The organism is Ruegeria sp. BH6, from assembly GCF_056538105.1.
This window is the reverse complement of sequence record NZ_JBQFSR010000002.1, coordinates 310,675-325,308: the sequence shown is the minus strand read 5'-3', so window position 1 is coordinate 325,308 and position 14,634 is coordinate 310,675. Positions and strand designations below refer to the sequence as shown.

Annotated in this window: 12 protein-coding genes; 5 read left to right on the top strand and 7 right to left on the bottom strand. The window is 57.6% G+C overall.

Annotated elements, in window-relative coordinates:
• Window positions 1–69 precede the first annotated feature (69 nt).
• From ACR0B8_RS06805 to ACR0B8_RS06785, 5 genes are all read right to left on the bottom strand, one after another.
• The gene (locus tag ACR0B8_RS06805) at window positions 70–891 is read right to left on the bottom strand and encodes a M90 family metallopeptidase (RefSeq protein WP_480658099.1); all 822 of its coding nucleotides are present in this window, start codon (window positions 889–891) and stop codon (window positions 70–72) included.
• A gap of 97 nt (window positions 892–988) precedes the next feature.
• Entirely contained in the window at window positions 989–1,489 is a 501-nt protein-coding gene (locus ACR0B8_RS06800) for a bactofilin family protein (protein ID WP_170349036.1), read from the bottom strand.
• Window positions 1,479–2,804, bottom strand: coding sequence for a DUF5930 domain-containing protein (locus ACR0B8_RS06795; protein WP_170396172.1), 1,326 nt, complete (start codon window positions 2,802–2,804; stop codon window positions 1,479–1,481). The genes ACR0B8_RS06800 and ACR0B8_RS06795 overlap by 11 nt, the downstream gene beginning before the upstream one ends.
• A gap of 180 nt (window positions 2,805–2,984) precedes the next feature.
• The gene (locus ACR0B8_RS06790; RefSeq protein ID WP_226688324.1) at window positions 2,985–3,824 is read right to left on the bottom strand and encodes a ferritin-like domain-containing protein; all 840 of its coding nucleotides are present in this window, start codon (window positions 3,822–3,824) and stop codon (window positions 2,985–2,987) included.
• Window positions 3,825–3,885: 61 nt separating this feature from the next.
• Window positions 3,886–4,347, bottom strand: coding sequence for a peroxiredoxin (locus ACR0B8_RS06785; RefSeq protein WP_226688325.1), 462 nt, complete (start codon window positions 4,345–4,347; stop codon window positions 3,886–3,888).
• A 68-nt stretch (window positions 4,348–4,415) separates the two neighbouring features.
• Between ACR0B8_RS06785 and ACR0B8_RS06780 the strand changes: the two genes are divergently transcribed.
• The 4 genes from ACR0B8_RS06780 (at window position 4,416) to ACR0B8_RS06765 (ending at window position 10,952) form a co-directional block, all read left to right on the top strand.
• Window positions 4,416–7,802: a YhdP family protein gene (locus tag ACR0B8_RS06780; protein WP_226688326.1), complete on the top strand. Its 3,387-nt coding sequence runs from the start codon at window positions 4,416–4,418 to the stop codon at window positions 7,800–7,802.
• Between the two features lie 31 nt (window positions 7,803–7,833).
• Window positions 7,834–8,880 carry a tRNA preQ1(34) S-adenosylmethionine ribosyltransferase-isomerase QueA gene (queA, locus tag ACR0B8_RS06775; protein ID WP_170359338.1) on the top strand — a complete coding sequence of 349 codons (1,047 nt, stop codon included), beginning with the start codon at window positions 7,834–7,836 and terminating at the stop codon, window positions 8,878–8,880.
• A 112-nt stretch (window positions 8,881–8,992) separates the two neighbouring features.
• Window positions 8,993–10,264 carry an MFS transporter gene (locus ACR0B8_RS06770; protein ID WP_170349031.1) on the top strand — a complete coding sequence of 424 codons (1,272 nt, stop codon included), beginning with the start codon at window positions 8,993–8,995 and terminating at the stop codon, window positions 10,262–10,264.
• 109 nt (window positions 10,265–10,373) lie between these two features.
• Window positions 10,374–10,952, top strand: coding sequence for a DUF924 family protein (locus ACR0B8_RS06765; protein WP_480658103.1), 579 nt, complete (start codon window positions 10,374–10,376; stop codon window positions 10,950–10,952).
• Here the strand turns inward: ACR0B8_RS06765 and ACR0B8_RS06760 are convergent.
• A complete protein-coding gene (locus ACR0B8_RS06760; protein ID WP_170358937.1) occupies window positions 10,949–11,383 on the bottom strand; it encodes a hypothetical protein in 435 nt (144 codons plus the stop codon). The two genes, ACR0B8_RS06765 and ACR0B8_RS06760, sit on opposite strands and share 4 nt — an antisense overlap.
• Window positions 11,384–11,599: 216 nt before the next feature.
• Here ACR0B8_RS06760 and lpdA point away from each other — a divergent pair, with 216 nt between their 5' ends.
• A complete protein-coding gene (lpdA, locus tag ACR0B8_RS06755; RefSeq protein ID WP_170358935.1) occupies window positions 11,600–12,994 on the top strand; it encodes a dihydrolipoyl dehydrogenase in 1,395 nt (464 codons plus the stop codon).
• Between the two features lie 144 nt (window positions 12,995–13,138).
• Here lpdA and ACR0B8_RS06750 read toward each other — a convergent pair whose 3' ends face one another.
• Window positions 13,139–14,524, bottom strand: coding sequence for a M20/M25/M40 family metallo-hydrolase (locus tag ACR0B8_RS06750; protein WP_170358934.1), 1,386 nt, complete (start codon window positions 14,522–14,524; stop codon window positions 13,139–13,141).
• Window positions 14,525–14,634: the final 110 nt, after the last annotated feature.

The window sequence follows — 14,634 nt, the reverse complement described above, 5'->3', positions numbered from 1 at the left end:
TGCAATGTCAGGATAAGGAGAAAATTCTCCAACTGTGTTCAGGGATGACTTTTGACGTCCCTGTTGGCTTCATTTCTTTGCGTTGTCCCAACTGGCTGGATCAAGTCGAAACAGCTTTGACAGCTGTTTATAAACATCGGGAACAGCGGCCTTGAGCTGCCGGGGCTGTTCAAAAAACACCTCGACCGACACGGCAAAGAACTCTTCGTGACCCACGGCACCATAAGGATCGATAACCGTATGTTGGCCATGCTCGACTGCGCGGACATGGGAGTCATAGGCTGTCAGGAAAACACGTTCCCACTCCGCAAAGCTCTGACCGTCGCTCAGGATCGGAACGCCGTTGGTGCCCCCAGACAGGTCATCGACCTGATGCGCAAACTCGTGCAGGACGACGTTCTGCCCATCGTGATCATTCGCGGCGCCTTGCTTGCTGTGTGACCAGGACAAAATGACCGGCCCGCGATCCCAGCTTTCGCCGGTGCGTACGATCTCTTTTTCACTGACGACATAGCCATCCTGCCGGCGCTGACGTGATTTGAAGGCGCTAGGATAGATCAGGATGGTTGTCAGGTGATCGTACCAGAGGTCGCTGTTAACCAGCAGCAGACTGGCTTGCGCGGCTATGGCCAGCTCCATTTCTTCGGTGACCTCCAGCCCGTCGCAGCCGTGGAACTCCGCCTGGTCCAGAAAAAGGTTCACCTTGCCGTCCAGCTTGGCCCGCAGATCGGCGGGAAGGCGGCGGATCAGTGGTACTTGCTGCTCGATCAGCCTGCGCTGGTGGTCGGTCAAGGGCGTGGCCAGCAGGGCCTGCCGCGCTTGGGACTTTGACCAGTGGCGGTACAGAAAGAAGCCCGCAATCAACAGAAGGATAGAGAAAAAGATCAACATGTCAGAACCCTATACCGACCACAGCAACCGGCAAGGGCAAAAGAAAAACGCCGCAGGCTGACCCGCGGCGTTTGCTTATTCAAATTTAGGGGCAGTGTTACTGCTTGACCTCGGCCGCTGGGTTGGCGCCCGACTTGCCGCTGCGGCCAGGATTCAGCGGGTCGTCCTGACGCTGCACCGAACCTTCGAAATGCGCGCCGCTTTCGATGGCGATGGTCTTGTGAATGATGTCGCCTTCGACACGGGCAGACGAGGTCAGGCGCACCTTCAGGCCACGCACGCGGCCCACGATGCGGCCGTTGATCACGACGTCATCAGCGGTGACTTCGCCCTTGATGGTCGCGGTTTCGCCGATGGTCAGCAGGTGTGCGCGGATGTCGCCTTCTACTGTGCCTTCGACCTGGATGTCGCCCGTGGTTTTCAGATTGCCTGTGATGTGCAGATCCGAGGACAGAACCGATGCCGGAGGTTTGGGCTTGGGCGCGGTGCTGGCCTTGGTTTCCGCCGGTGCAGGGGCAGCCGGTGTCGCCGGAGCAGCAGGTTTTGCTGTCTCGGGGGCGTCGGATGCGGGCTCGTTGATTTTGCTCTTAGAAAACATTTCTCGCAGCCTTAATGTAAGTCATTGGATTTCTTGGCACACCGTCGACGCGAACCTCATAGTGCAGATGCGTGCCGGTAGACCGTCCAGTGCTACCCATATCAGCAATATGATCCCCGCGCGAGACCCTTTGGCCAACCTTGACCCGGATCTTGGTATTATGAGCGTAAAGAGTCTCAACCCCGAACGCGTGCTTGATTTTCACCAGCCTGCCGAACCCGGATTGCCAGCCCGCATGGGTGACGATTCCGTCGGCGGTGGCAAAGATGTCGGTTCCGTGGGCACCGGCAAAATCCGCCCCATTGTGCATGCGCCGCCCCCCGGTTTTTGGATCCCGTCGCGTGCCAAAGCCGCTGGTAAAGCGCACCACATCATGCACCGGGCTGGCAAAGGGGGCTTTTTCGGCGGCAATGCGGTACAGGTTCAGCTGGTCCATCTGTTGCAGCAACACATTTGCGCGGATTTCGTCGGGGGTCAGGTCCTCTCCGCGCGTGCTGAATGAGATGGGGGTGAGGGGGCCACCCATGCCGCTATAGCCGCGGCGGACTTCTTCGATAATACGGTCGGTGGGCATACCGGCCTGGCGGAACATTTTGTCCAGAGGCTCAACCGAGATAATCATCGCCTCTTCCAGTTGGCGGAAAATCTCGTCGCTGCGTTCCTGCATCAAACGGATTTCCAACTCAAGATCGTCGCGCTGTGCCAAAGCATCCTGTGCATCGGCGGCGATTTGGTCGCGCTCTTGTGCCGTCCGGACCAGAGCGTCGGTCATGAAATTCATTTGTTCCGGGTCGCCTGCAGCGGTCATATAAATGTCGCCGTCATCGGTCTCGACCTGCATGCTGGCCAGCTCGGTGCGGGCCTCTTCGCGTTGTTTCATCGTGGCGCGCAGGGTGGTCTGGATGACCTCGATCCCGGTCTCAAGCTCGCGGCGGCGGTTTTCCGACGCCAGCAGCTCCGATTGCATCGCCGATATCTGTTCCAGCGCCGCGTTGAACCGGTCTTGCGCGGCCAGCGCTTCTTGCGCCCGGGCATCCCGTTCCGTCGACAGGATGTTCAGACGGTCTTGATAAGTTGCCTGATCCCGCTTGGCTTGCTCGCGGAAATTACCCGATCCGATGCTGTCCATCAGCAAAATCGCCGTAGCGACTGTGGTCCAGCCAACAAACACCGCAACGCCGGCGACGGCGAATATCTGCGTTTCCGAGCTGAGCCGGATAAACCGCGTGTCGTTGTCAGATTTCAGAAAAACCCGGCGTTCGGGAAAATGCCGCTCGAGCAGTGAGTGTAACTTAATTGCCAGACGTGTTCGCACGCGTCTTCACCTCTCATCCCCAAGATTCGGGACCGGTCGTGAGTGATAGCCGTCCCTTTGGCGAAGTGCATAGAGGGCACGCGTGATTTGGGCAAGTTTGTAAACTAGTTCACACATGAAACCGCGTTATTCCCGCCAAATCTCGGCGGGAAATTGCCGATAACATCAATTTGCGCGCGTTTATTGCGCCGAGCCGGGCGCGGGCAGCTCCTCGGTCAGGGGCCAGTAGAAATCAGGCGGCAACCCGGCCTCGGCGCGTTTTTCTTCGTTGAAAGGTGGCTTCAACACGCCGTGAAAGTACCGGCGAACCAATTGGTGAAACACATCCTTGGGATCGGCATTCTCGCGCCCACACAGGAAATGAAACCATTTCGAGCCATAAGCCACATGCCCAACCTCTTCGGCATAAATGACTTCCAGCGCAGCGATAGCTTTTTCGTCCTTGGCCTTGCGGAATATGTCGATCATGCCGGGGGTCACGTCCAGCCCGCGTGCCTCAAGCACCATGGGAACCACGGCCAATCGACCCATCAAATCTTCGGCGGTGTCCTCGGCCGCGCGCCACATCCCGGCATGGGCGGGCAGAGCGCCATAGTTGCTGCCCATGGCCTCAAGGCAATCGCACACCATCTCGAAATGACGCGATTCCTCTTCGGCGCATTTAACCCAGTCGTCATAAAACCCGACAGGCATAGGTACATGACCAAAGCGGGCGATGATGTCCCAATGCAGATCGACGGCGTTCAACTCGATATGCGCGACGGCGTGTAGCAGGGCGATACGGCCCGCTTCTGTACCCGGTTTCCGTTTCGGTACCTCGCGCGGGGAAAGCAGTTCAGGCTGATCCGGGCGCGCGGGTTGCAGCGGTGGCGTAGCGGTGCCGATCTCGATCTCTGGCGCGTCACCGCTGCGCGATGCGAACCACGCGGCGGCATGACTTTTGGACAGGGTGGTTTTTTCCCGACCATCCGCCGTTGTCAGAACCTCAGTCGCCATCTGGGTCAGCGTTTTGGGCACCATGTTTCTCCGCTTGATTGCACGCGCGGCTCTTAGACCGGATGGCGCGCTTGGTCGAGGGGCGTTACATCGCCCGTACGGCTTCCAGCACCTCATCCACGTGACCGGGCACTTTAACCTTGCGCCAGATCTTGGCGATTTTGCCATCGGCATCGATGATGAAGGTCGAGCGCTGAATGCCCATCGATTTCTTACCGTACATATTCTTTTCAACCCATACGCCATAGTCCTCGCAGACCGACGAGCCCTCATCCGACAACAGCGGAGTGGTCAGATTGTGCTTGGCGACAAACTTGTCATGCTTGGCGACGCCGTCCCGCGAGATGCCGAAAACGTGAGCGCCCGCGTCACCAAAGGCTTGAAGTTGTTCCGAGAAACCGATGGATTCCTTGGTGCAGCCCGGCGTATCATCACGAGGATAGAAGAACAGAACGACGGTGCCGCCGCGCAGGGCTGACAATGTGACCTCGCCGCCTCCGTCGCGGGGCAAAGTGAAATCAGGGGCGATGTCTGAAACGTCGGGCATTGGAAACTCCGCTAAAGTTTTTTAAGGGCTGCTCGACATCATAGGGCGGCGCGGGCGGGTTGGAAGACGTGGATAGAAAATTGGTGCAGCACGAAGACAAAAGTGCGTCGCAGCCCAAAAAGCCCCGGCGTCGCCGGTCCCGTCGTCGTATTGCCGCGCATTTTTCTGGTTGGACGGTCCTGTCGCTGGGGCTGTTGGTCTTTGCGGGCTGGTTTTTTCTGATCGGCCAGAATCTTCATGCACCCGAATGGTTGCGAAAGCAGGTTGAACAGCGCCTTGAACACAGCCTCGGAGGGCTGAAAATCCGGTTTGGCGACGTCAACTTTATCGTGAACGAGGAATGGCGTCCCCGTCTGCAGCTGAGCGACGTGACGATCAGCGACGCAGCCGGGCAGCAGATTGCGCAGGTTTCGGACCTGCGCACCCGATTGTCGATGCGCGGGCTTTTACGGGGTCAAATCCGCCCGCGCCGCATCATCCTTCGCGATGCACAGATCGCGCTGACCCGGGGCCTGGACGGGGCATTGTCGCTGACAGTTGGTTCGGGCAGCGCCCCTGTGCAGCAAGCACCGGACCTGGCCCAACTGATCGAGCAATCGGATGATGTATTCCTGTCGCCTATCCTGTCCGGGTTGCGTTCGGTCGACTTGGAATCGCTGACGCTGGATTATCAGGATCTGCGCCTTGGGCGGGCCTGGGTATTCGACGGTGGGCATATCACTGTGACCCGCACCGGCGATGAAATGCATCTGGCCACGGGGTTTTCCGTGCTGACCGGGCGCGACTATGCAAGCTCGATCGAGGCGAACTATACCAGTGTTCTGGGTACGCCACAGGCGCGGTTCGGCATTTCGATCACCGACCTGCCAGCCGAAGACATCGCCAGCCAAAGTCTTGCCCTGTCGTGGTTGCAGGTTCTCAAAGCACCGATCTCTGGGGCGTTGCGCGGTAGCATTGACGACAAGGCGGCGTTGGGGCCGCTGTTTGCAACGCTAAACCTTGGGGCAGGCGCGGTGCAGCCCACGCAGGAAACGCGCCCCATTCCATTCGAGTCCGCCAGAACCTACTTCACCTACAACCCCACGCGGCAGGAGCTGGACTTCAACGAAGTCTCGGTGGTGTCCGCATGGGGCGCGTTTCATGCCGAGGGCAAGGCGTTCCTGCGTGGAATTGAAAACGGTGCGTTAGAAAGCCTGACCTCGCAGCTGAGCCTCAGCAACATCAACATCAACCCGGCCAACCTGTTTCCAGAATCGCTGAACCTGGCACGCGCCGAACTTGATATGAAGATGAAATTGGCCCCGTTCGAATTGCGGTTGGGTCAGATCATGGTCGAAGACGCCAACTATCGGTTGCTGGGTTCTGGCAAGCTGATCGGCGAACCCGAGGGTTGGGCGGCGCAACTGGATGCGCATCTGGACAGCATGAACGGGGATGAGCTGTTGAACTACTGGCCTGAACGCCTGGCGTCAAAACCACGGCTTTGGGTCCAAGAGAATTTGTATGAAGGGCGGTTCTCGGACGTTGACTTTGCTTTGCGGCTGCGGCCAGACAGCAAACCAGATATCTATCTGGATTTCGGTTTTGACGAGGCAAAGATCAGGTTCGCCAAGACCCTGCCGCCGCTTGAGAACGCACAGGGACAGGCCAGTCTGATCAATCACCGTTTCACCGCCACCGCTGAATCGGGTGTTGTCATCGCGGATGAAGGGGGCGCAGTTGATGCCACGGGCACGTCCTTCATCATCCCCGATACCGAGATCAAGGGGATTTCCCCGTCGATTACCCGGATCACGGCCAAAGGGAGTGCGACCGCTGCGTTGTCGCTGCTTGATCGCCCGCCGCTCAGCTTGCTAACCAAAGCGAACCTGCCGGTTGATCTGGTCGAAGGTACTGTAAATCTTGCCGGAACATTGTCGCTGCCAATGAAGAAGGGGTTGAAATTCGAAGACACCGAATTCCACTTTCTTGGTGATATCGATAATGTAGAAAGTGACAAACTGGTTCCTGGCTTTTCGGTCAGCGCCGACCAGCTTTCGCTTGAAGGCAACCAAACCGGCGTTAAAATTTCCGGCGAAGGATTGTTTGGCGATGTTCCCATCCAAGCTGCTTGGCGACAACCGATCGGTGGAACCGAAGCGCAGCGCAGCGAATTGACGGGCCAGATCGAATTGTCCCCCCGATTGATGACCGAGTTGAATGCCGGGTTGCCTCGGGGGATGCTGACGGGGCAGGGCACGGCGGATATTGCGCTGGGTATTGGCGCAGGTACTCCGCCAAAGCTGACCGCATCGTCCGATTTGAAAGGCGTCGCGCTGGCTATTCCCGAACTGGGCTGGCGCAAGGGGACGGGCACGCCCGGCACGATGACGCTTGAGGCCACGCTGGGGGACAACCTGCGAGTGGACGAACTCAAGCTGGATGCAGCCGGATTGCGCACCACTGCGTCGATCTCGTTCAACGACGGAAATTTCGACCGAGTTCAGTTCAGCTCGTTTGATCTGGGCAATTGGCTGGCGGTTCCGGCCGAGCTGGTCAATCGAGGTGGGGCAGTGCCGGATATTCGGGTGCTGGGTGGCGTGATGGATCTGGGGCGCGCGACTTTTGGCAGTGGCGGCGGCGGTAGTGGTGGCGGTTCCGGTACCGGCCCCCGAATGGACGTGACATTGGACCGTTTGCAAGTAACCGAGACCATAGCCCTGACCGGGTTCAAGGGCGCGTTTCAAACCACCGGCGGTGTCAACGGCGCCTTCACCGCCAACGTAAACGGGGGCGCGTCTGTTCGCGGGCAGGTCTCTCCACGTGCGGATCGCAGCGCGGTGACGCTGACCTCGGATGACGCGGGGGCGGTACTGCGGTCTGCGGGCATGATCACACAGGCGCGAAGCGGGTCTCTGAACGTGCAACTGGAACCGGTTGCCGGGCCCGGCAACTATGACGTGATCGCGAAAATTACCAATACATACATCAAGGATGCCCCGGCCATGGCCGCGCTGCTGAACGCCATCAGCCTTGTTGGTCTGGTCAATGAAATGGCCGGGCAGGGCATCTTTTTCTCGTCAATCGAAAGCCGGATGCGCATCACCCCGACCGAAGTCAAAGTCCTCAGCGGCAGCGCGGTAGGTCCGTCGATGGGTTTGTCCTTTGACGGCACCATCAACACGGTTGCCGGAACGCTGAACCTGCGTGGCGCGATTTCTCCGATCTATCTGGTGAACGCGATTGGCAGTGTTTTCACTAAAAAAGGTGAGGGCGTCATCGGTTTCAACTATACCCTGACCGGACCGTTGCGGGACCCGAAAGTGTCGGTCAATCCGTTGTCTGGGCTGGCACCACTGTTTCTGCGAAACCTACTGAGGGCTCCAGCACCCACGGTGTCCGATGGGCCAAATGCACAGCCGATAAAACCGGATGAGCCGAAACGAACTTTCGGGGCACCACCATCAGACCGTTGAATTGGGAAGTGGGGCGCTGTATGGCGCGGCCATGAAACTCAGCGACTTTGATTTCCACCTGCCCGAAGACCTGATTGCCACACGCCCGGCGAGCCCACGCTCGTCTGCGCGGCTGCTTGTGGCCAATGGTGAAACGGTAACGGACGCCCATGTGTTTGATCTGCCGGATTGGCTGAAACCCGGTGACCGGCTGGTGCTGAACGATACGCGCGTTATCCCCGCGCGCCTGAACGGTCGCCGCCATCGCGACACCGCACAGGGGCCGGTCTCGGCCGCGATCGAAGCGACCTTGCTGGACCCGCAGGCTGACGGCACATGGGCGGCGCTGATCAAACCGTTGAAAAAGGTCAAGCTGGGTGAAGACATAAAGTTTTCCGATGACCTCAGCGCCACGCTGGACCGGGTCGAAGATGGCCAGGCTTATTTGCGATTCAACCTGACGGGCGAGGATTTCGATGCCGCGCTGGAACAGGCCGGCGCAATGCCGTTGCCGCCCTACATTGCGGCCAAACGCCCGGCGGACGAACAAGACAAGACCGATTATCAAACGATCTGGGCGCGCAATTCAGGTGCCGTCGCGGCCCCCACGGCGTCACTGCATTTTGATCAGGCGCTGATGCAGGCACTTGAAGGCCGCGGCGTCGCCATCAGCCATGTAACCTTGCATGTGGGGGCTGGGACCTTCCTGCCGGTCAAAGTCGAAGACGTGACCACCCACAAGATGCACGCCGAATGGGGCAAGGTCAGCGCCTCGGCCGTCGAAGAAATCCGCGCCACCAAAGCCGCCGGAGGGCGGGTGATCCCCGTGGGCACCACCGCCCTGCGCCTGATCGAAAGCGCCGCACGGTCCGGGCAGATCGAGCCGTGGGAGGGTGATACTGATATCTTCATCTATCCCGGTTTTGAATTCCACGTCACCGACGCGTTGATGACCAACTTCCATCTGCCGAAATCCACCCTGCTGATGCTGGTTTCGGCACTGATGGGGCAGGACCGGATGCGTGATGTCTACGCGCATGCGATTGAACAGAAATATCGTTTCTTTTCCTACGGAGACGCGTCGCTTTTGATCCCATAAGGGGCGCGTTGTCGGGATCGTCTACCTGCAATGTCGTAGACAAGCGCGATCAGAGCCGTTTTTCATATAAAAACGAATCCATAATACAGGTCGGCATTTTTCGGAGGCCCCAATGATTCAGGTCCTGTCCAGCGCGTGGGCGCTTCTTCTTGGTATGGGCTTGCTAATGGTCGGCAACGGCCTGCAAGGCACGATCCTGGGAGTTCGGGGCGAGATCGAGGGCTTTTCGACCCTTGAGATGTCGTTCGTAATGTCAGCGTATTTTATGGGTTTTCTGGGCGGTTCGCGCCTTGCACCGGAAATGATCCGAAGGGTCGGACACGTTCGGGTGTTTGCTGCACTGGCGTCTTTCATTTCGGCCGTCATGATCCTTTACCCGTTGATGACCAATCCGTTTGTCTGGATTCTGGGTCGCTTCGTAATTGGGTTCTGCTTTTCCGGCGTGTATGTCACCGCCGAAAGCTGGCTGAACAATGCGGCCAGCAATGAAAATCGTGGTCAGGCCTTGTCGCTGTACATGATCTTCCAGATGACTGGCATCATCACTGCCCAAGGGTTGGTCTTGTTGGGGGACCCAGCTGGTTTCGACACTTTTGTTGTCGCATCTATTTTGGTTTCGATTTCTTTTGCTCCCATTCTTTTGTCAATTTCACCAACACCAGCATTCGATACTACCAAACCGATGACACTGCGCGAGCTTTTCAAAAGCTCACCTTTGGGCTGCGTCGGCATGTTCCTGTTGGGTGGTGTGTTCTCGGCTCAGTTCGGTATGGCGTCGGTCTACGGTGCCCGCGCAGGCCTGACTCTGGTTGAAATTTCGACCTTTATTGCTGCGTTCTATATCGGTGCCTTGGTGCTTCAATACCCGTTGGGCTGGATGTCGGATCGCATGGATCGGCGCTTCCTGATCATGTTGGTTGCAGGAGTGGGGACGTGTGCAGCATTGGCGGGCATGTTGTTCGGAGTCACTTTTCCAATCCTGCTGGGCGCGGCCTTCGTGATCGGAGGCATGTCGAACCCGCTGTATTCGCTGTTGATTGCCCACGCGAACGATTTTCTGGATCATGAAGATATGGCCGCAGCCTCGGGTGGTTTGCTGTTCATCAACGGTCTTGGCGCGATTGCCGGCCCGCTGATCACCGGCTGGCTGATGGGGGACAGCGTCTTTGGCCCGCAGGGGTTCTTCCTGTTCATCGCCGCGTTGCTTGCGACGATGGCTGTTTATGCGCTGTACCGAATGACGCAGCGTGCGGCGATCCCGGTGGATGAGACCGGCACCATGTCTCCTGTCTACGCGACAGCCTCGCCAGTTGCGGTCGAAGTGGCGCAAGAGGTTGCCATTGAAGCCGCCGAAGCCGAGGCCGAAACGCAAGATGTTGCCTAAGACACAAGAATATGTCGCGAATGTTGCAATTTTTTACTGTTACAATCCTGAAAAACATCCTTAAATGACCTTACGTCCCTGGGGAGGGCAACACGACGGAGTTAGGGCAATGGTAGGGCCTGAAGAAGTATTGAGTTATTGGTTAGATGAGATTGGTCCCAAGGGTTGGTATCTACAGGACGATGCCTTGGACGCAGAAATTCGCGAACGGTTTTTGACCACCTGGGAAGCCGCGAATGAAGGCAAATTCTCTCTTTGGTTGACGTATCCTAGTGGGTCACTGGCCTACATCATTTTGATGGACCAGTTCCCGCGCAACATGTTCCGCGGCAGCGCCAAGGCTTTTGCGTCAGATCGCGCCGCATTGTCGGCCGCGAAATGTGCGGTGGACAAGGGGTGGGATCTCAAGATCGACGAACCAGCGCGGCAGTTCTTTTACCTGCCGATGATGCATTCGGAAAATCTGTGTGATCAGGAACGCTGTGTCCGTTTGATGTGCCAGAACATGAGTGACAGCGATAAAAGCAATCTGCTGCACGCACGAGCACATCGTGAGGTGATACGCAAATTTGGGCGTTTCCCTTATCGGAACGAAGCACTGGACCGTCCGATGACCGAACACGAAGCCGCCTATGTCGACATGGGTGGATATGGTTCGACGGTACGCGAATTGCAGGCGTCCCTCTAGTACTGCGGCACGCAACCTCGAATGGCAATAATTCGGTCGGCGACCACGTCGGCCGATTTCTCTATGGCGGAATTGATCAGCTTGTCCGGAGAGTCGGTCAACTCGGCAATGCTGGCTTGCGCGCCTTGCATTCTTTGTTCCAGATTATCCAGTTTTACCAGCGCCGTGGATATCCGCAGTCTTTCGGCAATATCTGTGACTGAGCCGCTTGATTGCACCTCGGCAAGATCATTGCGTAGCGCCGCAAGTTCCCCCCGAACGCCGAGAATTTCGTCCTTCAAGGGCGCGATAAACTGGACTTTTTCCGAGAAGACCGTGGTGACGCCCTCGACTGTCGATGCCAGTTTCCAGCCTAGAAATAAGCAAAGAGCCACGAGGATGAGTGTCGCGTTGAGCAATGCAAGCAGCAGATCTTTAAGTGTTTTGGCCATGGTAAGCCTCTCGAATGATTTGCGTTTATGAAATGGCGGGCGAACCCGACATCTATGTTCTAGCCATTGAAGGATGCCCGGTATAGGCTGAAAACCGCATAAACTGATACCGATGATCCCACGTCGTATTTGTCGCGGGATTGGTGTGTTGATGCGTTTCGAAAATTAGTTTAATGGTAAACTAAATTTTCAACCGTCCTGCGCCGAGAGGGAAACATGGCTGCACAATCTTTTGATCTGATCGTAATCGGCGCTGGTCCGGGCGGCTATGTCGCTGCCATTCGTGCGGCGCAGCTGGGCCTTAAAACGGCCGTGGTTGAACGTGAGCATCTGGGCGGCATCTGCCTGAACTGGGGATGTATCCCTACCAAGGCACTGCTACGTTCGTCCGAAGTGTTTCACCTGATGGAGCGCGCCAAGGATTTCGGCCTCAAGGCGGACAAGGTCGGATACGATCTTGATGCTGTCGTTAAACGCTCGCGCGGTGTGGCGGCGCAGCTTTCAGGCGGCATCGGTCACTTGCTGAAAAAGAACAAAGTCACCGTGGTGATGGGGCAAGCGACGATTCCTGCTAAGGGCAAAGTCTCGGTCAAAACCGAGAAAGGAACCGAAGAGCTGACGGCCAAAAACATCGTATTGGCCACCGGCGCACGAGCGCGTGAATTGCCGGGGCTTGAAGCTGATGGCGATCTGGTCTGGACCTATAAGCACGCGCTGCAACCGCCGCGGATGCCCAAGAAACTTCTGGTCATCGGCTCGGGCGCGATTGGTATCGAATTCGCCAGCTTCTACAACACGTTGGGCGCTGACACGACCGTTGTCGAGGTGATGGACCGCGTGCTGCCGGTAGAAGATGCCGAAATCAGCGGGCTGGCCAAGAAAGCCTTTACCAAGCAAGGCATGACCATCATGGAAAAAGCGATGGTCAAGCAGCTGGATCGGGCCAAGGGCAAGGTCACCGCGCATATCGAAGTGAAGGGTAAGGTTGAAAAGCACGATTTCGATACCGTGATCTCGGCCGTGGGGATCGTCGGGAATGTCGAAGACCTTGGGCTTGAGGCTTTGGGCGTGAAAATCGACCGCACCCATGTTGTAACGGATGAGTTCTGTCGCACCGGAGTTGATGGTCTCTATGCGATTGGTGACATCGCGGGCGCACCGTGGCTGGCGCACAAGGCAAGCCACGAAGGCGTCATGGTCGCCGAACTGATCGCAGGCAAACACGCGCATCCCGTAAAGCCCGAAAGCATCGCCGGCTGCACCTATTGTCAGCCGCAAGTGGCTTCGGTCGGATACTCCGAGGCAAAAGCCAAAGAGTTGGGTTACGACATCAAAGTCGGTCGTTTCCCCTTTATCGGAAATGGCAAGGCCATTGCGCTGGGTGAACCCGAAGGTCTGATCAAAACAGTATTTGACGCCAAAACCGGCGAATTACTGGGGGCCCACATGATCGGTGCCGAGGTGACCGAGCTGATTCAGGGCTATGTGGTTGGTCGTCAGTTGGAAACCACGGAAGAAGACCTGATGAACACGGTCTTCCCGCATCCGACACTCTCAGAGATGATGCATGAAAGCGTTCTGGACGCTTATGGAAAGGTCATCCACATGTAATCTGCGGTGGGTGGGGACTTTGCCCCCCGCCGCCCGTTCCGGGCGACTCCCCCGAGATATTTATAGCCAGATGAAGCAAGGGATCCTTAACTTCATCTGGCCGAATACACCTCAGAGCGCGAGGCAGAGCTTCGCTTGGACTCATCAGCGCGTCAGCGCGTCCAGAATGCGAGCCCAGGACCGGATGCCTTTGTGAAAGCTTTTCACGTCGTATTTTTCGTTCGGCGAGTGAATTGCATCGTCATCGTTGGCAAAGCCAACCAGCATCGAATCCAACCCAAGTTCAGTATTGAAATAACCGACGACGGGGATCGAACCACCCATCCCGGTGAACACGGCTTCGCGCCCCCATTCGTCCGACAGGGCGCCGCGGGCGGCTTCGAACTCGGGGCGGTCCAGATTCATAACCGAAGCGGGGGACCCGTCTAGATCATTGTCCCAGTCGACCTTGGCGTCGGGTGACAGACGCTCTTGCACATGTTTGCGGATTTTGGTGCGCAAAGCGTCAGGGTCCATGTCACCGACCAGACGGCAGGTGATCTTGCAGTGTGCCTGCGACGGGATCACGGTTTTCGAGCCTGCACCATTGTAACCGCCCCACAACCCGTTAACCTCGAGCGTAGGGCGCGCCCATTGCTGTTCCAGCGTCGAATACCCTTTTTCGCCATGGGGTTGCGAATAGCCGACCGAGCTTAGGTACTCGACCTCGTCAAACCCACAGTTTTGCCACTGGCGCAGTTGCTCGGCGGGCACTTCGTGAACGCCTTCATAGAACCCCTCGACCGCAACACGGCCGGTTTCGTCGTCATAGAACGAGGCGATGATCTTGGACAATTCCCGCAGGGGGTTCAGGCCGGGGCCGCCGTAATGGCCCGAATGCAGATCGATGCGGGGGCCAGTGATAGTGAATTCATCCTTGAGCATGCCGCGCAGTTGCGAGGAAATTGACGGTACGCCGCGAGATACCATCGAAGTGTCGCACACCAGTGCCAAGTCAGCTTTCAGCTCGGCCGCGTTTTCCCGCAGGAAAGGCACCAGGGACGGCGATCCTGATTCTTCTTCACCCTCGAAGAAAAAGGTGATGCGGCAGGGCAGGGAGCCATTGACGGCCTTCCAGGCCCGGCAAGCTTCGACAAAGGTCATTAGCTGGCCTTTGTCATCTGACGACCCGCGCCCACGAATGACAGGGCCGTTGTCGGTGTCTTCAATCGCAGGATCGAACGGGTCGCGTTTCCACAGCTCAAGCGGATCAACGGGTTGCACGTCATAGTGCCCGTAAAACAGCACATGCGGTGCGTTGCTGTCCTCTCCGACATGGCCGACGACCATGGGGTGGCCGGTGGTTTCACGCTTTTCCGCTGCGATGCCAATACTTTGTAGGTCAGCGACCAACCAGTCCGCGGCTTGATCCACTTGCGCGTCATAGGCCGGGTCGGTCGAGATGGATGGGATGCGCAGCAGCGCCATCAGGCGATCGATTGAGGTTTGCAGATCAGTGTCGATGCGGTTCAGAACGGCGTCCAGCGACATGGGGTTCTCCTGCTTTCAAGATTTGGCAGAACCTATCAGCGCAATCGGCGCCGTCCAGTGCGCTTTGGCGGGAATATGATATAATATCGGAAACTCCGAGTGGCGCCTGC